Below are 22925 nucleotides of genomic sequence, written 5' to 3'. Positions count from 1 at the left end.
GATGTTTGGACTAAAATATGATTGGCGCCCAATTATTATCCTATTTATTGCAGTGGGATGTTTTTGTCAATTACGGGCGCAGCAGCTGGCTAAAGGCCTAGATCGCCAAAATTATACAGCACAATCCAACATTAGGTTAAATCCCGCATTGAAATGGAAATTCAAAACAAAGGGAAGGCTGTTTTCTTCGCCCGTCGTTTGGCGGGACATTATTTTTGTCGGGTCTTGCGACAGTAATCTTTACGCATTGAATAAAACGAGCGGTAATATACTTTGGAAGTATAAAACTACCGGTGAAATTCGGTCGACTGTTGCCATTGATGGCGGAACAGTGTATTTTTTAAGCACTGATGGCTACTTGTATGCCCTGGATGCCCAAACAGGTCGAAAATTATGGCAGTTTTCAACCGATGGTGAAAAGAGTTATGATGTATGGGACTATTTCCTCTCATCTCCTGCTGTTGCAGATGGTGTAGTTTATTTTGGGTCTGGGGATCACCATGTCTATGCCGTAGATGCTAAATCAGGAAAACTTGTTTGGAAATTCCTGACTGGGGGCATTGTGCATGCAGCCCCAACGCTGACACAAGAGCGTGTTTTCATTGGTAGTTTTGATGGTTATTTTTATTGTTTGAAAAAAGATGGTACCCTTCATTGGAAGTTTAAAACGGTTGGCGAACGTTATTTTCCAAAAGGCGAGATTCAGTTCCATGCAGCAGTCGCCGACAGTACAGTCTATTTTGGTGCTCGTGACTTTAATGTATATGCGCTTAATACCGCGAATGGAAGTGGTTTTTGGGTATATCATCAGCCGGGGAGCTGGACGAGTGTTCCTAGTATTTTTGACGATAAGCTTGTCGTAACCATGTCGGATTCCTATAGTATACTTGTTTTAAATAGAATGGACGGTGTGAAAATAGTTGAACCTAAAGTGCCTTTAAATACATTTAGCAGTGCCACTATCGTAGGTAATGAGGCCTTTTTTGGAACGCTGGATGGTGTAATTTATAGATTGGATATAAAAAATGGAGGGGTTGTACCTATTTTTCAAACTGAGTCAAGTAAAAAGAATAGGCAATTGTTTATAAATGATGAAAATGTGCTGCGCGCTGATCTGCAACAAAAATATGAGGATGATATTACAAGACTGTTTGCAGACTACCTGCAGATGGGAAGTATCTTTTCAACAATTTGGATTGATGAAAATCGGCTTTATTTTAGTTCCGCTGACGGTGCCATCTATGCATTGGAATAGTAAGTACGTGCTATTTACGAATCGTAGCAGGGTTTACTTTCTCAAAATTTTTTCCATGGATTTACCTTTGGCCAGTTCATCAATTAATTTATCGAGATAACGAACCTTCTGAACCAGCTGATCTTCAATGTCCTCGATGCGATAGCCACAAATTACGCCTGTGATCTTCGAAACATTCGGGTTTAAACTTGGTGCTTCTTTAAAGAAATGTTCAAAGTCAATTTTATCGTCAATCGTTTGCTGTAACGATATGGGGTTATAGCCGGTAAGCCAGAAAATGATTTCGTCAACCTCTTCTTTTGTGCGTCCTTTTCTTTCGGCCTTTTGTATATAAAGCGGGTATACACCAGCAAATGACATGCGATATATTCTTGTATTATCCATTTTTACACGTTGATTTTATTAAAGGTATTCATTTTGAATGAAAATAGAAACAAAGGATAGTTGGCTAAATTAAGCATGATCATTGCTAATTGCTGCTACGTAACTATAAAATTTACTTAGCAATTTCTTTAATAATAATATAAATTATAATTCTATCTTTATGTGATACAAAATTATTGAAAGATTATATATGGATTTGAGGTATATTCGAAATAACATACATATTAAAGAAGAGGATCAACAACGTATCAAAGACTTTCCTGTGCTGATAGGAGGGTGTGGAATAGGAAGTTACATTGCAGAGTGCTTATTGCGTATGGGTTTCGAAAATTTGACAATTGCCGATGGAGATGTTGTCGAATTGACAAATCTAAACAGACAAAATTACACAAACAAGGATATTGGTATTAAGAAAGTATTTGCTTTGCAGGAACGTTTACATTCAATTAACCCGCAAGCCAAAATAACCGTGTTTTCTGAATTTATTAACAAAGATAATCTATATAATATCGATATTAACCATAAGGTTGCCATTAATGCGTTGGATTTTTCTTCCGATATTCCTTTTGTTTTTGACCAGTATATGGCAAAAAGAAATATACCGGTAGTACATCCTTATAATTTGGGCTGGGCAGGATTTTTAACAGTTCTTCCACCTGAAGGTCTTAATTTACATTCACTGGAAAAGGCTCACAAGACATTTGAATTAAATGTCGGTAAATTTATTGTAGAAAGTTTAAAAACAAAGGGAATAGAAACGAAATGGTTTGAGGAATTTTTGGTAGAATATGGTAAAATAGCGCTGAAGTCTTCTCCTCCGCAGTTATCATTAGGTCTGTATTTATTATCGGGAATGGTTACTCATATCGTATTTAATTTAGCGACATCTAAACCTGTAAAATTCTTTCCAGATTCCTATTATTTATCAATGATTAGTTGAACTTAATATAATTGAAAAAAACATTCGTTCCATTACACTTTTGTGTAGTAAATTTGTCTCTGTGGGAATTTAAACGAAAAGTCTTTATTTTTATAATTGCATATCGAATAACATTTGCATGAACTGGACGCCTGAAAATTATTATTTTACCAAGCTTAATAAAAACGAACTTCCTGAACTTATTCATTTTTATTTAGTAACGACTCAGCAGCATTACAAACTGGATAGTTATTCCGAAGAAGAATATGCGTTTGATTTTGAGTCATTGATAGGAGAGGATCAGATTTTTTTTGATCGTTCCATTTATTATGTGCTTCGAAGTAAGCTTGATGACTGTATTCAGGCATCCATTAGAATTACATTTTGGGATAAGGAAACGAGTTTGCCGATTCAGAAATTATTTGATATCGAGACAGAAAGTTTGTTAATTCCGCATGTAAAGAATTTTTGGCACATTGGGCGTTTTGTAATTTCTGGAAAGATAATAGGTAATCGGATCAATATTCTGAAAAAGATGCTTTTTGACGCATTTTATGGCCCTTATAGCCTTGGTAGCGGACTAGTCATTGCAGAATGTGATCGAAAGGTGGTAAATACTCTTCGGAAATTAGAAATAGAATCTTTTGAACTTGGTGATCCAATTATCTACCTCTATTCTGAGACATTACCGATCTATATTAAATCAGAATGGCTGGACACTTTTATTGAGAAAAATAAATATTCCCAATTTAGTATGGGAAACCAGGTCGATATTCAAAAATTTGTTGAGATGTCTAAACTAATGCTGTTATGTTCAAAAAATAGTGAATAACATTAGAAAAGAGATAGTTCAATTGCTAATGCTGTAGCTTCTGTAATGCTTTTGACTTTCAGTTTTGAAAATATTTGTTTTTTATGAAATTTTACTGTATCAATTGATACATAAAGTCGATCTGCTATTTGATCCATAGTAAGACCCTGTGCGGAAAAAAGAAGAATATCCTTTTCACGGGGTTTCAATTTAATGCGAGGAGTTTCTACCCAAATATCTTTATCCAAATCATATTCAAACTGTTTCCCATCCTCATCAGATTTAAATCTAATGTTTCCCGAGTTTGCATGTGAGGATATAGAAACCAAGCAGAGCGCGATCCAGGGGTTGGAAAATTTATCTAGGAGCAGAGGTTTTAGTTTATGGTTTACTAATAGTGGTTTATTTCCAGGTTGTTTTAAATGAAAATCATAAGATATCGAGAATTTTAAGCGATCTTCGGCATCCAAATCTCCAAAAAAGTCAAAACCAACGTCGTTGATCTTTTTTAGTAAATGTAAATCGCTCTCAGGGACATTATTCACATAGTGGTAATAGCCTTCCCGCATGACTTCCGCAGGAGTGCTTCCACACAAAAAGATTGGGTTATCAGAAACAAATAAAAAGCTTTTCTTTGAATAGTCAATTAAATATATACTTTGGTAGGTTAACCTGCTTAAGGATTTGGCAAAATTTATAAAAGCTTCGACAATCTCATAATCATCTTTGCTAAAGTCGTCTTTAACTTGTACCGGCTTGAAAAAATCTTCAATCTTAATTTTCATAGTGTAAATTACAAAGATGATCCGCAATCGCTTTTGAATACCACGTAAAATCGATGTTGTCCTGGCGTGCAAGTTACAAAAATAAGGGCATAATCTCAATTTATACGCTAGTAATAGGCTTTTTCACGTTCCTATCCTTACTTTGTAATCATCGTCAACGTTAATAGTGGAACTTGTTTAAAATATTAAATCTCTATCCAGCAATGAAATAAGTTTCTACACAAATGTGTAGAATATTGTTTATAATGATAATACAAAAGATAATACTCTTATCTTTAAGGTCTCAAAGCAAATAATTGTATAAATATAACTTATTAGATCCAAATAGCCAATATTAATTATTGCTTTACTTGAGTTTTGACAAAGTTTTAATCCTAGAATAATGAACTCTAGGTAAATTATTGCCATGTGCACCCTTCTATTAAGTTTTTTTTTATCATAAATAATCTGTAGAAACACTTTTCTAAGTAAAGACAATTTTTCCCCGAAAACTAGGAAACAGGATCGATATGGCGCAAACTACAAATTGACCTAACTTTTCTATCCAAGAATCAAAACCTTTCATTTTCCCAGCTTGTGTTAATTAGATTCAGTTCATTTTTTTTCCCTTTCTATATGTATATACATTTTAATTTTATTCATTTGATATTTGTTTTTTTTGTAGTAATATTGTGCTTAAAGTTTTGCTTTTAAACGTTTTTGTAGATTATTAATGTATGTACAATGTGATGTGTTTTGTGAATTGTTTCGTGCATTTTATGAGGAAAGCAACTGATGTAATTAAAAATTATAAAATCTGATACTTATGAAATTACGTTTCTCACTTTCTTTTGCCGCCGGTCTGTTGTTCATGTGTGCTCAGTCTGTTGTTGGCCAGGAGCACAAAATATGGCAATTGGGAAATTCAGACGGTTTGAGCAGCGAATTTGCCTTGTCCCCGAATGGATATAAGAAATTTTTGGAACATGATTTCGGTTATGAAGACAATGCGTTTATCATCGGTCAATCTTCTTTAACAAGGGATTTACCCTATGTATTGCCCGGTCCGGCTAATGAATGGGGCGGGACTGGAGGAACCTCTGGTCTGAGAACACATTTTTTGAATTTATACTATGTGTTAAACAATAGTACAAAAAATGGTCAGTGCACACTTCAGGTTAAATTGGCCAATAGTGACCCTAAAAATAAACCCACACTACAGATCGTAATCAATGGCAAGCCCTATAATTTTGAGGTGGAGCGGGGAGCAGGAAATGGTGAGCCACTAGAGAATCCTTTAAAATCTGGAAATTCTACGATAAATATACCATTACAAGCTGATCTCATTAAGAAAGGCGGAAATCAGATTACGATGACTGTCATAAAGGGAGGTTGGGTTGAATTTGATTCCTTTAAACTGCTCGGGCCACAGCAAGTAAAGTTAATCGCCAATCGTTCTGTAATTGTTAAAAATGTACAGCAAGCTGAATTTGAGATCTTAAATGCAGGGAAACCCGTCCAAAATATGCTGGTTGATCTCTTGACATTGAAAGATGATGAACAGTTGAAAGTAGTCTTAGATGGAAAGAAAATTTATGAGAAAACACGTGAAAAAGGTGCAGCGAAATTGGAAATACCAATGCCTTATGTCGCTAAGGATATATGGAGTAAGTATGAAATTTATAGCAGTGGGCAATTAATACAGTCTTCAACAATCAAGCGGGGCCCAAAAAGACTAGGTGGAGTTTCAGATTATGTGAACACGATGATGGGGGCAGCACATTCCAGATGGATGATAGCCCCGGGTCCATGGATGCCTTTTGGCATGGTAAAGATAAGTCCAGATAACCAAAATATTGGCTGGCAGGCAGGTTATGAACCTTCTATCGAATCTATTGGTACATTTAGCCATATTCACGAATGGACAATGGCTGGATTGGGAACATTTCCGACAGCAGGTCAATTGAAAACTCGGGTCGGAGATCAGTACAGTACAAATTCAGGATATCGATCAGCAATAGATAAAACCAGCGAAAAAGCTCCATTGGGATATTATGCTGTTCATCTCCTTGATCACGATATCGACGTAAAATTGACGGCTGGTACACGTTCCAGCTTTCAACAATATACCTATCATAAGTCGGACACAGGACGTATCATGATTGATCTCAAGGTTAACGGAGAATATGATTATAAAATTAAAGATTTCTCGCTGAAAAAGGTTTCTGACTATAAGGTTGTGGGATACAGTAATCAATTATCTGAAAACGTTTGGTCCACAGATGCAAAACAGGATTATGTCGTATACTTTGTGATGGAGTTTGATAAACCTATCATAAACTATGGCACATGGCATAATGATCGGTTGACTGAACGGGCTGATTTGGTTGCTGATAGCGCTCAATTTGCGGGGATGTACGTGGAATTTGATGTGCATAAAGATAAGGCTGTACAACTGCGCACAGGGATTTCTTATGTGAGTTTAGCCAATGCAGAGGAGAATCTAAAAACGGAACTGTCGGAGCCATTCGGATGGTCGATTGATCGGGTCGTGGAAAATCAACATAAAGTTTGGGATGAACTTTTAAGTAGATTGGCGATAAAGTCTTCAGACTATTTTGAAAAAGAGAAATTCTATACCAATATGTATCGCACTTTGGCAAGCCGAAACACATTTAGTGATGTGAATGGTCAATGGAGATCTTCGGATGAAGTGATACGAACTTTAGCCCATAAAGGGGATCTCGCTTTAGGTTGTGATGCTTTCTGGAATACCTTTTGGAATTTAAATCAGTTTTGGAACTTGGTTACGCCGGAATGGTCCAATAAATGGGTCAGATCGCAACTTGCGATGTATGACGCAAATGGATGGTTGGCGAAAGGGCCGGCTGGAATGGAGTATATTCCCGTCATGGTAGCTGAACATGAAATACCGTTAATTGTTGGGGCATACCAGATGGGGATTAGAGATTACGATACTGAAAAGGCATTTGAAGCTGTTAAAAAAATGCAGACAACAAGTCCATTGAAATTTGAAGGCGGTTTTGCGGGCAATAGGGATTTGGATGTCTATTTAAAATATAAGTACGTTCCTTATGATTTGGGCCGGTTTTCTAATTCAATGGAATATAGTTTTGACGACTGGACAGTTGGGCAGTTTGCAAAATCGTTAGGAAAGGAACAGGAGTACAACTATTTTAATGATCGCGGAAACTGGTGGAAAAATGCGATAGATGTCAGTAGTGGCTATGCCCGGATGAAGGATTCAAAAGGAGAATGGTATAAAGATTTTGATCCTTTTAAATCGGGAGCTAACCATCATTATGTAGAAGGAAATGCATGGCAACTGACTTTTTTTGTGCCACAGGATATTCCCGGGTTAGCTAAAATGATCGGACAGGATGTGTTTTTAAAACGATTGGAATGGGGATTTCCAGAAAGTGAAAAATGGCGCTATAACGGCCCTAATGATCAATATTGGGATTATCCTGTTGTTCAGGGAAATCAGCAATCAATGCATTTTGCCTATATTTTTAATTGGTTGAATAAGCCCTGGTTGACACAAAAATGGAGCCGCTCTATAGGTGAGCGCTATTATGGCCAAGGGGTTTCGAATGCTTATCTCGGCGATGAAGACCAGGGGCAAATGAGTGCTTGGTATATCATGAATGCTATTGGTTTATTTCAGATCGATGGCGGAACAAGGGTCAAGCCAATTTATGAAATAGGAAGCCCACTCTTTGAGGAGGTTAAGATTAGATTGGATGGTAAATATGGAAGAGGTGAACAGTTTATTATCAAAGCGAAAAATGCAAATAAGAAAAATATGTATGTGCAACGCGCTACGTTAAATGGAAAACCGCTCAATACCTTTTATTTTGATGCTTCCGAATTGCTAAAAGGAGGAGAGCTCGTCTTAGAAATGGGCGCTACCCCGAATAAACAATGGGGACTGTATCAATAAAAAATATATTTACTGCTAGATCTCAATAGACCGAGTTGACCTATAACAATGATTTGTTAAAATTTGGTTAAACTAAGAGACCTGATATAAGAAACTCATTTTTGATGACGTTATATCATTAGTTTCATAATTTAGGTTAATAATTGGTTAGTTAGTAAAAGCCTGAAGTTCCCCACTTCAGGCTTTTGTTGTTATTGGCCATCATAAATCTCTTTGCTTAACATGTATAGTTTTGCTAAATCCTATTAACAAACGTAAAATCATCGATATAACCACTTGTAAGATTTGTAAATCTTTGCGATTATCTGTAGTATTGTAGGTACACGCTAAAATGCGCGGCCTATGGTGTTTGCTTGAATGAAAGCAATTAACAATGTCGTCTATCAAGATTATATGATCAAATCTATTCGTTTTTTACTTTTAGGATTATTTCTTTGGGAGAACGTTTCTGCCCAAAAGCTTCCTACAGACTATGTCAACCCGTTTATCGGTACCAGCAATTATGGAACAACTAATCCGGGTGCTCAGGTTCCCAACGGCTTGATGAATGTTTCTCCGTTTAATGTAATGGGATCATCACTTAATGCCTTTGATAAGGATGCAAGATGGTGGTCTACTCCCTATGAACATAGCAACAGTTATTTTACAGGTTTTTCTCATGTTAATTTAAGTGGGGTAGGATGTCCAGACATGGGAAGTCTGTTGTTGATGCCAACCTCAGGGAAATTAGAGGTAGATTATCATCAATATGGAAGTACCTATACGCAGGAGGTTGCCCATCCAGGGTATTATAGCAATGTGTTAAAGAAATACGGTATCAAGACCGAAGTTTCAGCAACAACCCGTGTAGGTGTTTCTAAATTTACTTTTCCAAAAGGACAGGCAAATATCCTGCTTAATTTGGGCGAAGGTTTAACAAATGAAACGGGAGCAACAGTTCGTTATGTAAGTGATACCGAAATAGAAGGATCTAAGTTGCTGGGCTCTTTCTGTTACACGAACAATCAGGCTGTTTACCCGATCTTCTTTGTTATGCGCGTCAATAAAAAACCGTCAAAAAGAGGATATTGGAAATTCCAGCGTGCCGGAGAAAAATGGGAAAACGATTGGAATAAAGATGCCGGAAAATATAAAATTTTTACGGACTATACCGATCAGCTTTCCGGCGATGATCTTGGCGCATATTTTAGTTTTGATGTCAAAGAAAATGAAAGCTTAGAAGTACAGCTGGCCGTATCATTTGTGAGCGTTGAGAATGCGCGTAAAAATCTAGATGCTGAGCAAGCAGACTTTAGCTTTGAAAAAACACAAAAGAATGCAGCTTCGCTTTGGAACAATGCATTGTCAAAGATACAGGTAGAAGGTGGTACAGAGGACCAAAAAACAGTGTTCTATACAGCATTATATCATGCCATGATTCATCCAAATCTCTTGCAGGATGTAAACGGAGAGTATCCTGCTATGGAAACTCGGAAGACACTTGTTGCAGATCACAATCGTTACACCGTGTTTTCGCTATGGGATACGTACCGAAATGTTCAGCCTTTAATGTCACTGGTTTATCCTGATAAGCAGGTGGGCATGATACGTTCCATGATCGATATTTATAAGGAAAGTGGTTGGATGCCCAAATGGGAGTTGTATAGCCGAGAAAGTTATACCATGGATGGCGACCCTGCAGTTCCAGTAATCGTCGATGCATGGATGAAAGGCATTCGGGATTTTGATATCAATACAGCTTATGAAGCGTTTCTGAAATCGGCAACGACTACGGACTCCACGAATAAAATTAGACCAGACAATGCGGATTATGTGAAGTATGGGTATGTCCCATTGCGCGATTCATTCGATAATTCGGTATCTCATGCCATTGAATATTATGTTGCAGATTGGAATCTAGCGCAGTTGGCTGGTTCATTGGGGAAAACCAAAGATGCCCAGCTTTTTGCTAAGCGAGCGCAGGGATATAAACATTATTATTCTTCGGAGTATGGGACTTTTAGACCCATTCTTCCTAACGGCGAGTTTTTAAGTCCGTTTAGCCCATTGATGGGTGCCAATTTTGAACCTAATCATGGTTTCCATGAGGGTAACGCTTGGAACTATAGCTTTGCCATTCCATTTGATATCCCTGGTTTGGTGAAATTGATGGGCGGAAAGCAAAAATTTGTGGATAGACTGCAGGCAACGTTTGATAAAGGGTATTTTGATGTTACTAACGAACCAGATATGCTGTATCCACATGTGTTTTCAGAAATCAAAGGAGAAGAATGGCGTACCCAGAAGCTAGTCAAAGAAATTTTAGAAAAGCATTTTACGAACAGCCCTGGGGGGATACCGGGAAATGACGATACGGGAACAATGTCTACATGGGCTTTAATGAACATGATTGGAATCTATCCTTTTTGTCCAGGTAGACCAGATTATACCGTTGTAACACCTGTATTCGACAAAGTGACCATCCAACTCGATAAGAAATATTATCCAAACGGCGACAAAGTGACGATAAGACGTCAAAAAGAGGGTGCTGGTGATTATATCAAAAAGATCGTTATCGATGGAAAACCATTCAATGGATTTAAAATCAACCATCAAACTTTGGTCAACAGTAAGGATATTCTAATCGTTACTGGAAATAGATAATTAGGCAAACTAAATTGAAAAACTGATCTACACGATGAAATATATTAATTATGCGGTCTGTGCAGGCCTTTTGTCCTTAATTGGTTGTGCTTCACTAAAAAACTCCGATGAGACTTCTTATGTCGGATATGTAAATCCTTTTATCGGAACGGATTTTACGGGCAATACATATCCTGGAGCACAGTCACCTTTTGGAATGGTACAGCTTAGCCCAGATAATGGACTACCCGGCTGGGACCGTATTTCCGGATACTTTTATCCTGACAGTACGATTTCCGGCTTTAGCCATACACATCTAAGTGGAACTGGTGCCGGCGACTTGTACGACATATCTTTTATGCCGGTTACCTTACCATATCATGAAGCTGCGGCTCCCTTAGGTATACATTCCAAATTTTCGCATAAAGGCGAAAAGGCTCACGCCGGATACTATCAAGTAAAACTTACTGATTACGATATAAATGTGGAGCTGACAGCAACGGCACGCTGCGGAATTCAACGTTATACCTTTCCAAAAGCCGAGTCTGCTGTATTTTTAGACTTAAAGAAAGCAATGAATTGGGATGCTACCACGGATTCGCACATCGAAGTGGTCGATTCTGTCACTATTCGTGGTTATCGTTTTTCGGAGGGCTGGGCAAGGGGCCAACGCGTTTATTTTGAAACTCGGTTTTCTAAGCCTTTTATGGCCGTTCATATCGATAGTTCAGCAATTTTATCCAGCGCTGATACAACGGCAAAAAGTGCAAAACGAATTGGTACAGCATTCAAAGCACGTTTTGATTTCAAGACAGCAGCTGGAGAACAAGTGACTTTAAGTACGGCTCTTTCGGGTGTTAGTATGGAAGGCGCTTCCAAGAACTTAAAAGCAGAAGTTCCAAAAGATGACTTTGATTATTATTTAAAGGAGGTCGAGCAAAATTGGAATCACGAATTGGGTAGGGTAGCGATCGAGACCAAAGACAAAGAGGAGCAGGTTAAGTTCTATACAGCGTTATATCATTCCATGTTAGCACCGACGATTTTCGGTGATGTTGATGGTGCGTATATGGGGGCTGACCGGAAGGTACATCAGGCCGAAGGTTGGACTAATTATAGCACATTCTCACTTTGGGACACTTATAGAGCTTCGCATCCGTTATTTACCTATATCGACCCTAGTCGAGTAAATGATATGATTAAGTCCTTCATAGCCTTTTATGAACAGCACGGCCGATTGCCGGTATGGAATATTTACGGGAGTGAAACGGATATGATGATTGGGAATCACGCAATTCCTGTCATTGTAGATGCATATTTAAAAGGAATCGGTGATTTTGATGCATCAAAAGCGTTAGAAGCTTGTGTTGCCACAGCTAATATTGACAATTACCGGGGTATAGGTCTGTATAAAAAGCTAGGCTATGTGCCTTATGATGTCAAAGATGAATACAATGCCGAAAACTGGTCCCTATCAAGAACACTTGAATATGCCTATGATGATCATTGCATCGCAATGATGGCCGATAAGATGAGAAAGAAAGAGATTGCGGGAACATTTTTTGCAAGAGCTCAAAATTATAAAAATGTGTATAATCCGGCTACTTCATTTATGCAACCTCGAGATAGCCATGGTAAATTTATTACTCCATTTGATGCGGAGGAATATAGCGCGCATATCTGTGAAAGTAATGCATGGCAATATTTTTGGTCTGTACAACATGATATCCCTGGATTGATTAAACTCGTTGGTGGACAAGAGCGCTTTGGACAGAAGTTAGATAGCATGTTTACATTTCATCCTTCTGACACCAGCAAACTGCCAATTTTTAGTACAGGAATGATTGGGCAGTATGCGCATGGTAACGAGCCGAGCCATCATGCACTCTATTTATTCAATGCAGTTGGACAGCCTTGGAAAACGCAGCAATATGCGGCAGAGGTAATGAACAAACTTTACTTGAATACACCTTCGGGATTAAGTGGAAATGATGACTGCGGGCAGATGTCGGCTTGGTATGTATTTAGCTCATTGGGATTTTATCCTGTAGATCCCATAAGTGGAAAATACGAAATCGGTACCCCTTTATTTGAAAAAGCTGAATTGAAGTTGTCCAATGGAAAGAAATTTACCGTGAAAGCGAACCATGTCAGTAAATCCAATATTTATATACAAGCCATTACGATCGATGGTAAGCCTCTTGAAACAAGTTATATTACACATGAACAAATTATGTCTGGAGCGACATTGGTGCTAGAAATGGGCGAAAAACCGGGACCGGTATGGTACAAAAATAGATAGGGTCTATAGGTATATGGAGTTTCTTATGTGAAACTCCCAAATAATTAAGAGAAGCCTCCAAATGAATGTTTAATCGTTTCGGAGGCTTTTTATTTTGTCTGCTGGAACAATCAGGTTTTTGTAAAAGTATGTCGTGCTACACCATGTTCCATTCGGGAAGAGCGCATAATTTGGGATATCTCCGACTATCGTCCAGCCACATTTTTGATACATAATATAAGCCGGGCTATCGGTTACAGTATCTAGTACCAGTAGAGTCTTATTTAGATCAATGGCTATATTTTCAATGTGTTGAAGTAAATTTTGTGCAATGCCCATTCTTCGAAAGTCAGTATGGACTAACATTTTGGCTACATCTGCACGATGTGTCTGATTTGATGGGAGGTCGATTTGCAGTTGAACAGTTCCTGCGATTCGATGCGTAAAGGCATCTCTTGCAATAATCAATATTATTTTCTGTTCCTTGACCTTGTTCAGTACATTAGTCCAAAATTTTTTTGCCTGTTCAACTGTTATATCTTCCATGAAACCTACGGAGGCACCTCCTTGGACAATATTAAAAGTCAGGTCTACTAGTTCAGAAATTAAGTTAATGCTAGATTCTTTGACTTCTTCAATGACAAAATCTGTATGGGAAATAGGTGAGGAACTCATGGGTTTGATTGGGGACGAGATATAGAAAAGGTATTGATCGCGATGTTATGTAAGAAAAGACATTCTGGTCATGATCGGCTTGGCTCTTCTGGTGAGAATCATATTTAAGAATCGTTACTCGTTGCGGGTGAATGCAAAATAGATGACATATAGCCAGCCAAGTATTCCATGAATTAAAGCCCAGAGTATGGATTTATTGCGATCCCATGAGGTGACAACGGCAATTACAGAACCGAGTCCAATACCCGATTGTGTGATCGTCTGTGTCGTTGATTTACTTATCTCTTGACCAAATGCGATATCCGCGATGAATATAAAGAATACGAATAATGAGAGGTGTTTCATGACGAATTTATTGAGCTCCTCTTATTTTGAGTTCTTCATTGATTTCTTTTATTCTTTTAAAATTCAGAATAACAATGGGAGATAAGGCGAAAGGAATGGCCATCAGTGCACTGAATCCTTTGCTAATTGAGGTGTAAATTCCCATACCTAATAGGATAAAAAGCATGGTTGTGAGCATCCAAGTAATTACCAGAGCATTTTTTTTGTTGGTTTGAAGCTCTTCGTCAGTCATTCCGTTTAAAGGTCTATTATTCATATTTCGGTGGTTTATAGTCTCTAAGTTCCGTAATTCTTTTTAAGAAACAAAGTTTTCTGCGTTAAATGATGTGTGAATCTTATTAAATATAACGTTTTTCTTGTTTTTTTAAAAAAAAGATTAATTAAATGGCTAAAATAGTAGGTTTTGAAGGACCTTTTTTCTTAATAACAGAGCATAAGGTGATTATTATGGATTCCATTTTTTAAAAGAGCAACCTTCTCATCTTTCGGGGTAACGAACAGTTTGTTTAAAGTAGGTATAAGCGTATTGTTTTGAACAAGTGGATTGTGCGGAAAATAACGAATCTTAAAACAAAGACCACGAATATTAAACGAGACGGAAAGACTGTTTTAAAAAGCTGTTATTTGTGAAAAAAATCAAGAAATGAGAATGCTAGCTTTAATCTTTATGCTGTGTACTATGTGTTCCTGTAGGGGTAATTTGGAATCGGGGTACAACGAGAAAATGGCTAAGCTCTTTCATAGCTGTCGAGAAAAAATGGATGAGAGCTATGGAAAATTGCTGGAAGGGGAATATGATGTCGATAAATCAGACTATTCCTATCACATGAAATTGAATGAGGCACGTGCTTTGAGTAGTTACATAAAAGGAATAAAATGCGAAGCTTCTCAATTGAAATACAGTAAAACTGCCGAAAGTTTTCACATCGCTACAATTGGTTATATGACGGAGATCGTTGATGGATATGGTGTTTTATTAATTAAATATATTGATGAACAGAAAAAAGGGACTCGGAAAAGTCTGTTGCGGGAGATTACAGATGAAAAAGAGAAAATTGCAGCCTTAGCTGAGTCGTGTTTAGGACATCAAATAGCCTTCTTGAATCAAGCTGGAATAAAAGTAGATAGTCAAAAAGGAAAGTAGTTGAAATATATTTTAATTTTATAACAATGTTAACACTAAAAAATAAGTGGTATTTGCCTATCATTTTACCCATGATGGCATTGTCCTGTAAGAGCAAAATAGCTGCGCATCAGCCAATACCCCCGTATTCATTGGCTGATACTGTGAAACCCGATTGGTATCGCGAATACTATGGTCAGGTTGTGATGATCGACAATGAATTTGTGACTCAGAAAAATGGCAGTTATTTAATAGATCTTCCTTTGCAGATCGTGCCAGATTCCACTTACGTTTTCTTTTTGAGTACTAGAATTCCATTGGAGTTACTAAAAAGGTCAACTGAATTCTATCCCGATCTTCAACATTTTGTACTGATTGTCCCCGATTGGAAGTATTATGATGAGGTTGCCAAAGAAGCCTCGAAAAATGGAATGTGTATAGAACCTGCGACGACCAATTTTTATTATTCCATAAAAAGAGAGGATGGTGCGGTTAAAGTCGACAGTATCCGGCTTTCTGGTGAAGAAAACGCGAGGTTCGATTTTGTCAAACCAATTTCACCCAAAGGCATGCTTACCGTTTATCGAAGAGAAAGTTACGGATCGGTTTGTTGCCCGCGTGACCCCAAGTGGGATAACGTCGATAAAGATGAGCTCTTTATACGTGAGTTTGAACACCGCAGTCACCTGAACGTGACCAAAGGGAGGTATGTACAGATGGAAGGGAAAGAAGGCGAAAAAAGTATCTATTATACTTTACCAGGATTATCTTCAGCACAGCGATTGGAATTTTTAGCAGATAAGTATACGGAATGGGTTGTCAATAAAGATATGGAGGCAAAGACGTTTATGCCACAGTTATTTACACCGCAAATTGTACCTATGGTAACCGAAGGTTTTAACAAAATGAAAGAATTACCATAAAGTTAGCGATACCGCAATTTGGATGTTTCCATAACAATACGCTGTTTTTAAATGTTCGAAATAAAGCTATTCTGTTAGCTTTATTTCGAACATTTTATCCCAATTTTTACCGGTAACAAAGAAAGTGTTTGATCTTTTATTGTAGGCGATACCATTTAATACATCTAAATCCACATGTTGTGTTACATGTTCACGTAATTTAGATAGATCGACTAAAGCCTCCACTGCACCTGTTTTAGGGTCGATCCGTCCAATGACATCCTCCATAAAGAAATTTGCATAGATTTTTCCTTTTACCCATTCCATTTCATTGATTTGATCCACCATGGCTGTATTCGTTGCTGCACGGATATAGTCCATTTTTGAGAAGTCATTTGGATTAAGCGTATAGATATAATCAGAACCATTGGACATGTATAAGTTTTTACCGTCAGAAGTTAAACCCCAGCCTTCCATTGGCTGAAAGTAAGGAAGTGTTTTAATAACAGAAAGGGTGTTTATATCGTATAGGTAGGCTAGATTGTTTTTATAAGTCAACTGATATAATTTTCCATTTAGGACGGTGGCTCCTTCGCCAAAAATTGAATCATCCAATTCAATTTTTTTGGTGGGCTGACCCGTTTTTGGATTAACAATACGAACACTCGATTTACCTTTATTTCCGCTTGGACCAATCCCATTCCCGGTACTTTCGATCAAATTATCCCCGTAGAACTCCAATCCCTGTGTGAAAGCTTTGATATCATGGGGGTAAATATTCACAATGCTATAGCTTAGCAAAAGCGGAGGAGTGGACGCGAATAGATCGATGTTGACCGAATTTTCTTCTCGTTTTCCAGCACTAAATACGACAGCTTTAATAATCTGCTTGCCAAATTTCTCCTGTTTTAATGAATAATGGAAAGATTCATTTCCGATTACTTGACCAATCTTTTTATCGTTTATAGTGTAAATAACAGAGTCTATTTTCGGCGTTTTTTCGCTGTCCATCTTTAAGATCAGATCCTCGCCCTGCGTATAGCTCTGTTTGATGTTGTCAAAGGTAAATGTCGGATTTTCATCGGCATATTCGGGCTGAGAGCTTGAAGTTGTATTTGTATTGTTACTTTTATTTCCGGTACAACCGCCCAAAATGGTGCCAATAACGAAACAAATGAGGTAAGATTTTTTGTGCATTGATAGAGGGTGCTTGATTAATTATCCGCTAATAAATTAGATAGCGAATTGATTATAAATAACTGTTGCTGTAATGCTCGTTTCTCAAACTTAGATAAATTGTTTTTTATATGCAATTCAATTGCTGATCAATAAAAAGATAATTTGTCTGTGAAAGAAAAAAAATGAACAATTACATGCTAGTCTATTGTTATAAAGGTATGGAAAGATTATATTTTACTGGAACGAGCGGTATCCTTTTGCCTTACAAGAATAAAAGCTACTATCCTGAGGAGTTTCAGGATAAAAGTCGATTGGCTGTATATAGCTTATTATTTAATTCATTGGAAGTAAACAGTTCTTTTTATAAAATCCCCAAAGAAGAAACCGTCAGAAGATGGTCCGAAGAAACGACCGATAATTTTCGGTTTACGTTTAAACTATGGAAAGGAATTACACATCAAAAAGAACTCAAATTTGATCCACAGGATGTCGTCAGATTTCTATCCGTTATTGATGCTGTCGGCCAAAAGAAAGGGTGTTTGCTCATACAATTACCACCATCTTTTAAATTTGCTTCTATTGGATTGCTTGCTGAATTGCTGGATTGTATTGCTCAGGATAAGAGAAGTGAGGGGTGGCCGATCTGTGTAGAATTTAGGGATCCCGTTTGGTATAGGGAAGAAACTTCTGAACTTTTAAAATCTTATGATATGAATCTGGTTATTCATGATAAGAATATACAAGGTATGCGTCTTCAATACGCAGATGCAAACATAATCTATATGCGATTCCATGGCCCAAATGGTGACTATAAAGGAAGCTATACGGACAACATATTGTTTGAATACAGCACCTATATTAACGACTGGATTGCAGAGGGAAAAGAAGTCTATACTTATTTTAATAATACAATCGGAGCGGCACTGTCTAATCTGAATACATTAGCCAAGTATATCACAGCGAGCAAAATATTTCCCGCTTAAAAACTGTCTTTTTTAAAGTGCACTGCCACGGATATATTCCGTTCCCATGTAGCCGTCCCAGCCTTCATGTTCACGCATAATCCGCTGATAAGCTGCGGTCAATGCCTGAACCTTCGTAAATAAAGGAATACCTCTCCGGATGCAGTCGTGATCAGCGTAAGTCCCGGCATTATCGTACCATTGTAGCCACGCAAGTAATTCTTGTCTCTTCATAAGCGTTAATCTATCGAATAGCGTCTTATCTTTTAAACTCATGAGCTGATAACGCCAATCCTTGCGATGCGATTCCATGGCTAGAATTTTTGGAAGCTGATGCGCTATGATCTGTTTAATAAGAGATTCCATAATTTGAAATTTTAGTTGTTAAAGATGAGTTGTGCATGTGTATTCGAAAAGTCATTATATCTTCTTTTCATGTGGATGCGCAGGATTTCTTTATGTATATACGCGACAGCCTTTAATTTGGAAAGCTGCTGCACGCCATTTTCAACACATTTGCGATCTGTATAGTTTCCTTTTGGATCATGCCATTGCAGCCAATCAAGGAGTATTTCTCTTTCTAATTTCTCGAGTCTATGTTGTAAGCCGATTAATTCACTTTCCCGAAGTTGTTCGCGCCAGTCAGACCAGGTCGGGCCTGACACTATACCTCGCTTCTCTTTGAATTTGTTTTCCATATTTTACGTCGAATTTGAAGATCTAAAATTTGTTAGATGACTAGCTTACTGATAATAGCATTACCAAGTTTACTTTTCATAAATAGCTCAATTTGTTTCAGCAATTCTGGACTTACTTCGGGGACTCTTTCTAAATCTCGTATAAACCACTTCTGAATAACAGGCGTTTGTTTGGAACGTTGGTCAAATTTTACGACTTCAGCGCGTGATGATTTTCCTGTAGGATCATAGTATGACCACAATACAATGAAAATCGTATTCGGATCTTCATCGGGATAAGGAGTATGAAAGCGAACAATGTCGCCTACGTGTAAATCCTTATTGTCATATGCTGCGCTGTGTTCCATAAAAAGCGTTGTCTAAAACTGATATTCAAATATACTAAAAATATTAGTATTAAAAAGTTTTTGCTAAAAATTTTATACTTTGTCTAAGAGGCCGTTGTTTTTTATAATTGGAGGCATGTCTCGGTGATTTGTTCTTTTACTTCGATTTTATTGTTTTTATGAGGTTGAATTTTATCACCTTATCTTGTGGCTGGGTAAAGTGGACAAATATAAAGGGGAACTATTCGAAGGGAATTTTGTTAAGGCTGCGCATGGGATAATATCTAGGTAAAAAAAGTAGATGTGTTAGCGCGAGTTTTATGCTTCAGAACTTCACTTGTTGTAACATTCTTTTCAAAATTTCGGTAATTTGACTTTAAAGACATAATATGGCAACTCAACCTTATCAACTCCCTTATTCCATTGCGGGTCTTTAAAGAGCTGTGCACAGGAGAAATAAAGGTATCCATCTCCGCTGATGCCCATAGAATCGGGCCAAAGTATTCGGGAGTCCCGTACCAGGGTATTCACATTTCCATCAGGATTTAAATATTTAATACTATAATCTATTGACGATGTTAGGTAAATATTTCCATCAATGTCTGCTAGTAAGCCATGCGTGATTCCGACTTCCCCTTTGTCTTCTACTTTTTCTTCCAATTCTTCATTCGTCAGCCTTGCGTCGGCTAAAAATTCTGTTGCAATACAATACAGATGGGTTTGATTGATCGGTTTGAAATATAAATATTTGAAATCGTGACTCAATGCTATGCCATTAACGTTGGAAGAAAAAGGCTTTCCATTTTCATTACGCATTTCAATACCATTATAGCTTAATATTACATCAGGATCAGCCCGCGTAAAACGGCTTCCAGTTAAAGCCTTTCTAGTCTGTCCTGTTTTGAGGTCTAAAATAATGATGGCCGCTTGGCCGGGATCGGAGAGATAGGCTAAATTTCGCTTCTGGTCAATGCGCATATCATTTAGACCTGATTTGGTTTTATCAAGGTCGTCGAAACGATAAATATGTTCAATTTTATTTTTTTTTGTATCGATTTTTAACAATTTAAATCGGCCTTGAGTTGATTTTTCATCTTTTCCAAAAATTGATCCGGCAGAAGATGGTTTAGAATCCAATACCCAGAGATTGTCCTGGGTATCGACAAATATATCCTGGACATTTACAAAGTGGGAACTCTCTTTTCCTTTTAAATTCCATTCTTCATTTGGATAAGGAACAGGTTTTCCATTGATGATTTCAGTAAGTGCATACTGATAATTTTTCGCTTGTTTTGGGAAGGAAACAAATAATCGATTGTTGGAGGTAACGCTCACACCGATCGGACGGTATGGACCTAAGGCTGCTGCGAACTCCAGTTTCGGGGCTGTAGTATTATTGACTTGTGCCAGCATAGTGAGAAAAAAGATGTGACAGAATAAAAAACTTAATATGAGCCGTGTTCGCATATTCTTGTTATAATTGTAACCTAACTATATTGCTTTTGACTGTTCCCACTAAGTAATAAAGAGGGATTTTTAGCTTCCATAAAGAGACCGCGCTCTCATAGAAGAACCTTCTATTCTCAATTATTGTTTGTCCTTTTCTCCAAATAATACTTTTTTACACTGATCAGCATGTCGTGCGACTAATGCCGATAGGAATCCACGTGGATTTAATTTTCTGAGCGACTAGAAAAGTTGGGAGTGGCTTCGGTGGTTAAAAGGTGTTGATTTACGAACAAATTTCTTGCAAGAGCTTTTCAACTTCCTGTGCATGTGTCACAGTCATAAAATGTCCCGCACCCTTAATGATAAAGTTGGGCTTTACATTTTTGATGGGGATAATACGATCGCTACTACCGTGTACATGAATTAAATTGTCCGGAACCGAATTGTTTTTCCATTGTAAAATTTGATGTATTGCCCAGGCCATAAAGATTGGATCTGTATCCTTTAGGATTTGTTTCAGCAGTAAAGAATCTTCTTTGCAGCGTATACCAAAAAAATAATCCGACAGAAAGCTATGGGTCTTGAGCAGTGAATTAGGGACAAACACGTTCAGCTTGAGTCTACCCGCTAATCGATACAGTACGGGTAATTCATCCCGTCCTTTGGCAGAAGCTAGCAGAATAACTCGTTGAACAGTTATAATTTTGGCAATTTCCATTGCAAGCATTCCTCCGAAAGAAAGCCCAATGAGGATGGGTTGCTCTGCGGTAATTTTAGCAGATATTCTTTTTGCATAAATAGATAGTGGTTCATTGCGGCTTGGTGTAATCCAATCCAGATAGGTTATATCAAGCGAGCCAAAGTCTATCTTGCTGAATACACGTTGATCTACACCCAATCCGCTGATGACATATATTTTGGTTGCGGTGATTTTCATTTAATCAAGTGTTTGTATCCATTTGTGGAGACAAGTTACTGAATTATCGCTATAAAACAGGGGCAAAAAATTGATTCGAAAATCAATTTTTTGCCCCTGTTTTATAATATTGAATAACGTAATTTTAATCCACCTAATCGCGCGAGCTTACTAAGATAAGCTCGCCAAGCTCTTAGCTTCAAAAGTAGACAGTTCGTCGTATTTTTCGGCTTGCACTTTCTTCACCCAATTGGGGTCTTGTAAGATGGCCCTGCCTACTGCTACAAGGTCAAAATCGCCACGTTCATAACGACGAACCAGTTCGTCCAGTGAAGCGGGAGAGGACTTGAATTCAGAATTGGTAAATACTTCACCAAAGTCTTTGTCAAGGCCTACAGATCCAACCGTGATTGTGGGCTGTCCTGAAATCTTTTTGAGCCATCCAGCAAAATTTAAGTCACTGCCTTCAAATTCCGGCTCCCAATAACGACGTTGGCTTCCATGAAAAATGTCGACACCGGCATCCGTCAATGGTAGAATCCAATCTTCCATCGCTGTAGGGGTAGGGGCAAGCTTGGCTGTATAGTCCTGCTGTTTCCATTGTGATAAACGTAGAATAATCACAAAATCAGGTCCGACCGCTTTTCGCATTGCTTTTACGACTTCAACAGCGAATTTGGAACGCTCCTTAATTGTTTTTCCACCAAATTCGTCTGTTCTGTGGTTCATTCCTTCCCAGAAAAATTGGTCGATCAGATAACCATGGGCCCCATGGATTTCAAAAGCATCAAAACCGAGGTCTTTTGCAGATTTTGCAGCGTCAGCGTAAGCCTGTATTGTGGCCTCTATATCCGCTAATGTCATTGTATCTGGGCTTTCAAACGCAGCAGGCGGAGTCCATTGCATTGGGGTATAGCCAACATGCCATAGTTGAGGGGCTATTTTTCCGCCTTTTTCGTGCACAGCATCGACGATATTTTTCCAGCCGTCCAATGCTTGGTCACCGTAAAAGTTTGGAATATCCTTTAAATTCTTTGATGAAGGTCTTTCAATAACTGTACCTTCCGTCAAAATTAAACCAACATCTCCCGCGGCACGACGCTCGTAATAACCCGCTACAGCCCTGTCGGGAACCCCATCCTTAGAAAATGCTCGCGTCATTGGCGCCATTACAAAGCGGTTTTTGAGTATTAAGTTTTTGTACTCAAATGGATTAAAAAGTTTTTGTATGCTCATTTTTCTTGTTTTAAATCGTGAATCTTCACAAAGATATTTTAAATAGTATATATTTGTAACTATTATTGGTATAAACTAGTTACCTTTGCGTATGCTCGCGTCATTGGCGCCATT

21 protein-coding genes are annotated in these 22925 nt (G+C 37.9%); 9 read left to right on the top strand and 12 right to left on the bottom strand.

The window, feature by feature from the left end:
- The first annotated feature begins 1 nt into the window (after position 1).
- Positions 2-1255: a PQQ-binding-like beta-propeller repeat protein gene (locus ACHWSC_RS09695; protein WP_394676604.1), complete on the top strand. Its 1254-nt coding sequence runs from the start codon at positions 2-4 to the stop codon at positions 1253-1255.
- Between the two features lie 33 nt (positions 1256-1288).
- Here ACHWSC_RS09695 and ACHWSC_RS09690 read toward each other — a convergent pair whose 3' ends face one another.
- On the bottom strand, positions 1289-1639 hold the full coding sequence (locus tag ACHWSC_RS09690; RefSeq protein ID WP_120334846.1) for a DUF2200 domain-containing protein: 351 nt from the start codon (positions 1637-1639) through the stop codon (positions 1289-1291).
- Between the two features lie 190 nt (positions 1640-1829).
- Between ACHWSC_RS09690 and ACHWSC_RS09685 the strand changes: the two genes are divergently transcribed.
- Positions 1830-2579 carry a ThiF family adenylyltransferase gene (locus tag ACHWSC_RS09685; RefSeq protein ID WP_394676603.1) on the top strand — a complete coding sequence of 250 codons (750 nt, stop codon included), beginning with the start codon at positions 1830-1832 and terminating at the stop codon, positions 2577-2579.
- Positions 2580-2697: 118 nt separating this feature from the next.
- Positions 2698-3390, top strand: a complete 693-nt coding sequence (locus tag ACHWSC_RS09680; RefSeq protein WP_088160898.1) for a hypothetical protein — start codon at positions 2698-2700, stop codon at positions 3388-3390.
- 2 nt (positions 3391-3392) lie between these two features.
- Here the strand turns inward: ACHWSC_RS09680 and ACHWSC_RS09675 are convergent, their stop codons facing one another.
- Complete coding sequence (locus tag ACHWSC_RS09675; protein ID WP_075991814.1) at positions 3393-4154, bottom strand: response regulator transcription factor; 762 nt, start codon at positions 4152-4154, stop codon at positions 3393-3395.
- Positions 4155-4959: 805 nt separating this feature from the next.
- On the opposite strand from ACHWSC_RS09675, the gene ACHWSC_RS09670 reads away from it, so the two are divergent.
- The 3 genes from ACHWSC_RS09670 to ACHWSC_RS09660 all read left to right on the top strand — a co-directional run bounded on the left by ACHWSC_RS09670 (position 4960) and on the right by ACHWSC_RS09660 (position 13021).
- Positions 4960-8097, top strand: coding sequence for a GH92 family glycosyl hydrolase (locus tag ACHWSC_RS09670; protein ID WP_394676602.1), 3138 nt, complete (start codon positions 4960-4962; stop codon positions 8095-8097).
- Between the two features lie 357 nt (positions 8098-8454).
- Positions 8455-10740: a GH92 family glycosyl hydrolase gene (locus ACHWSC_RS09665; protein WP_394676601.1), complete on the top strand. Its 2286-nt coding sequence runs from the start codon at positions 8455-8457 to the stop codon at positions 10738-10740.
- A gap of 34 nt (positions 10741-10774) precedes the next feature.
- Positions 10775-13021, top strand: a complete 2247-nt coding sequence (locus ACHWSC_RS09660) for a GH92 family glycosyl hydrolase (protein WP_394676600.1) — start codon at positions 10775-10777, stop codon at positions 13019-13021.
- A gap of 69 nt (positions 13022-13090) precedes the next feature.
- Here ACHWSC_RS09660 and ACHWSC_RS09655 read toward each other — a convergent pair whose 3' ends face one another.
- The 3 genes from ACHWSC_RS09655 to ACHWSC_RS09645 all read right to left on the bottom strand — a co-directional run bounded on the left by ACHWSC_RS09655 (position 13091) and on the right by ACHWSC_RS09645 (position 14276).
- Positions 13091-13675 (bottom strand): GNAT family N-acetyltransferase, encoded by a 585-nt coding sequence (locus ACHWSC_RS09655; RefSeq protein ID WP_394676599.1) that lies wholly within the window; start codon positions 13673-13675, stop codon positions 13091-13093.
- Positions 13676-13789: 114 nt separating this feature from the next.
- Positions 13790-14020 carry a hypothetical protein gene (locus tag ACHWSC_RS09650; protein WP_075991818.1) on the bottom strand — a complete coding sequence of 77 codons (231 nt, stop codon included), beginning with the start codon at positions 14018-14020 and terminating at the stop codon, positions 13790-13792.
- A 7-nt stretch (positions 14021-14027) separates the two neighbouring features.
- The gene (locus tag ACHWSC_RS09645) at positions 14028-14276 is read right to left on the bottom strand and encodes a redox-active disulfide protein 2 (protein WP_394676598.1); all 249 of its coding nucleotides are present in this window, start codon (positions 14274-14276) and stop codon (positions 14028-14030) included.
- A gap of 468 nt (positions 14277-14744) precedes the next feature.
- On the opposite strand from ACHWSC_RS09645, the gene ACHWSC_RS09640 reads away from it, so the two are divergent.
- Together ACHWSC_RS09640 and ACHWSC_RS09635 are read left to right on the top strand one after the other, a co-directional pair.
- A complete protein-coding gene (locus ACHWSC_RS09640; RefSeq protein ID WP_394676597.1) occupies positions 14745-15164 on the top strand; it encodes a hypothetical protein in 420 nt (139 codons plus the stop codon).
- Positions 15165-15190: 26 nt separating this feature from the next.
- The gene (locus ACHWSC_RS09635) at positions 15191-16066 is read left to right on the top strand and encodes a hypothetical protein (RefSeq protein WP_394676596.1); all 876 of its coding nucleotides are present in this window, start codon (positions 15191-15193) and stop codon (positions 16064-16066) included.
- 66 nt (positions 16067-16132) lie between these two features.
- On the opposite strand, the gene ACHWSC_RS09630 is transcribed toward ACHWSC_RS09635, so the two are convergent.
- Positions 16133-17242 (bottom strand): glutaminyl-peptide cyclotransferase, encoded by a 1110-nt coding sequence (locus tag ACHWSC_RS09630; RefSeq protein ID WP_394676595.1) that lies wholly within the window; start codon positions 17240-17242, stop codon positions 16133-16135.
- Between the two features lie 200 nt (positions 17243-17442).
- On the opposite strand from ACHWSC_RS09630, the gene ACHWSC_RS09625 reads away from it, so the two are divergent.
- Positions 17443-18207, top strand: a complete 765-nt coding sequence (locus ACHWSC_RS09625; RefSeq protein ID WP_394676594.1) for a DUF72 domain-containing protein — start codon at positions 17443-17445, stop codon at positions 18205-18207.
- A 12-nt stretch (positions 18208-18219) separates the two neighbouring features.
- Here ACHWSC_RS09625 and ACHWSC_RS09620 read toward each other — a convergent pair whose 3' ends face one another.
- From ACHWSC_RS09620 to ACHWSC_RS09595, 6 genes are all read right to left on the bottom strand, one after another.
- Positions 18220-18552, bottom strand: coding sequence for a hypothetical protein (locus ACHWSC_RS09620; protein ID WP_088160906.1), 333 nt, complete (start codon positions 18550-18552; stop codon positions 18220-18222).
- Between the two features lie 11 nt (positions 18553-18563).
- Positions 18564-18884: a hypothetical protein gene (locus tag ACHWSC_RS09615; protein ID WP_394676593.1), complete on the bottom strand. Its 321-nt coding sequence runs from the start codon at positions 18882-18884 to the stop codon at positions 18564-18566.
- Positions 18885-18916: 32 nt separating this feature from the next.
- The gene (locus ACHWSC_RS09610) at positions 18917-19231 is read right to left on the bottom strand and encodes a hypothetical protein (RefSeq protein WP_394676592.1); all 315 of its coding nucleotides are present in this window, start codon (positions 19229-19231) and stop codon (positions 18917-18919) included.
- Between the two features lie 333 nt (positions 19232-19564).
- Positions 19565-20623, bottom strand: coding sequence for an L-dopachrome tautomerase-related protein (locus tag ACHWSC_RS09605; RefSeq protein WP_394676591.1), 1059 nt, complete (start codon positions 20621-20623; stop codon positions 19565-19567).
- A gap of 319 nt (positions 20624-20942) precedes the next feature.
- Entirely contained in the window at positions 20943-21596 is a 654-nt protein-coding gene (locus tag ACHWSC_RS09600) for an alpha/beta hydrolase (RefSeq protein ID WP_394676590.1), read from the bottom strand.
- Between the two features lie 150 nt (positions 21597-21746).
- A complete protein-coding gene (locus tag ACHWSC_RS09595) occupies positions 21747-22811 on the bottom strand; it encodes an NADH:flavin oxidoreductase (RefSeq protein WP_394676589.1) in 1065 nt (354 codons plus the stop codon).
- Between the last annotated feature and the right edge of the window lie 114 nt (positions 22812-22925).

It is taken from the genome of uncultured Sphingobacterium sp., from assembly GCF_964277905.1.
Taxonomy (GTDB): Bacteria; Bacteroidota; Bacteroidia; order Sphingobacteriales; family Sphingobacteriaceae; genus Sphingobacterium; species Sphingobacterium siyangense.
The sequence above is the reverse complement of the archived record's forward strand: the minus strand, read 5'-3'. Positions and strand labels throughout refer to the sequence as shown.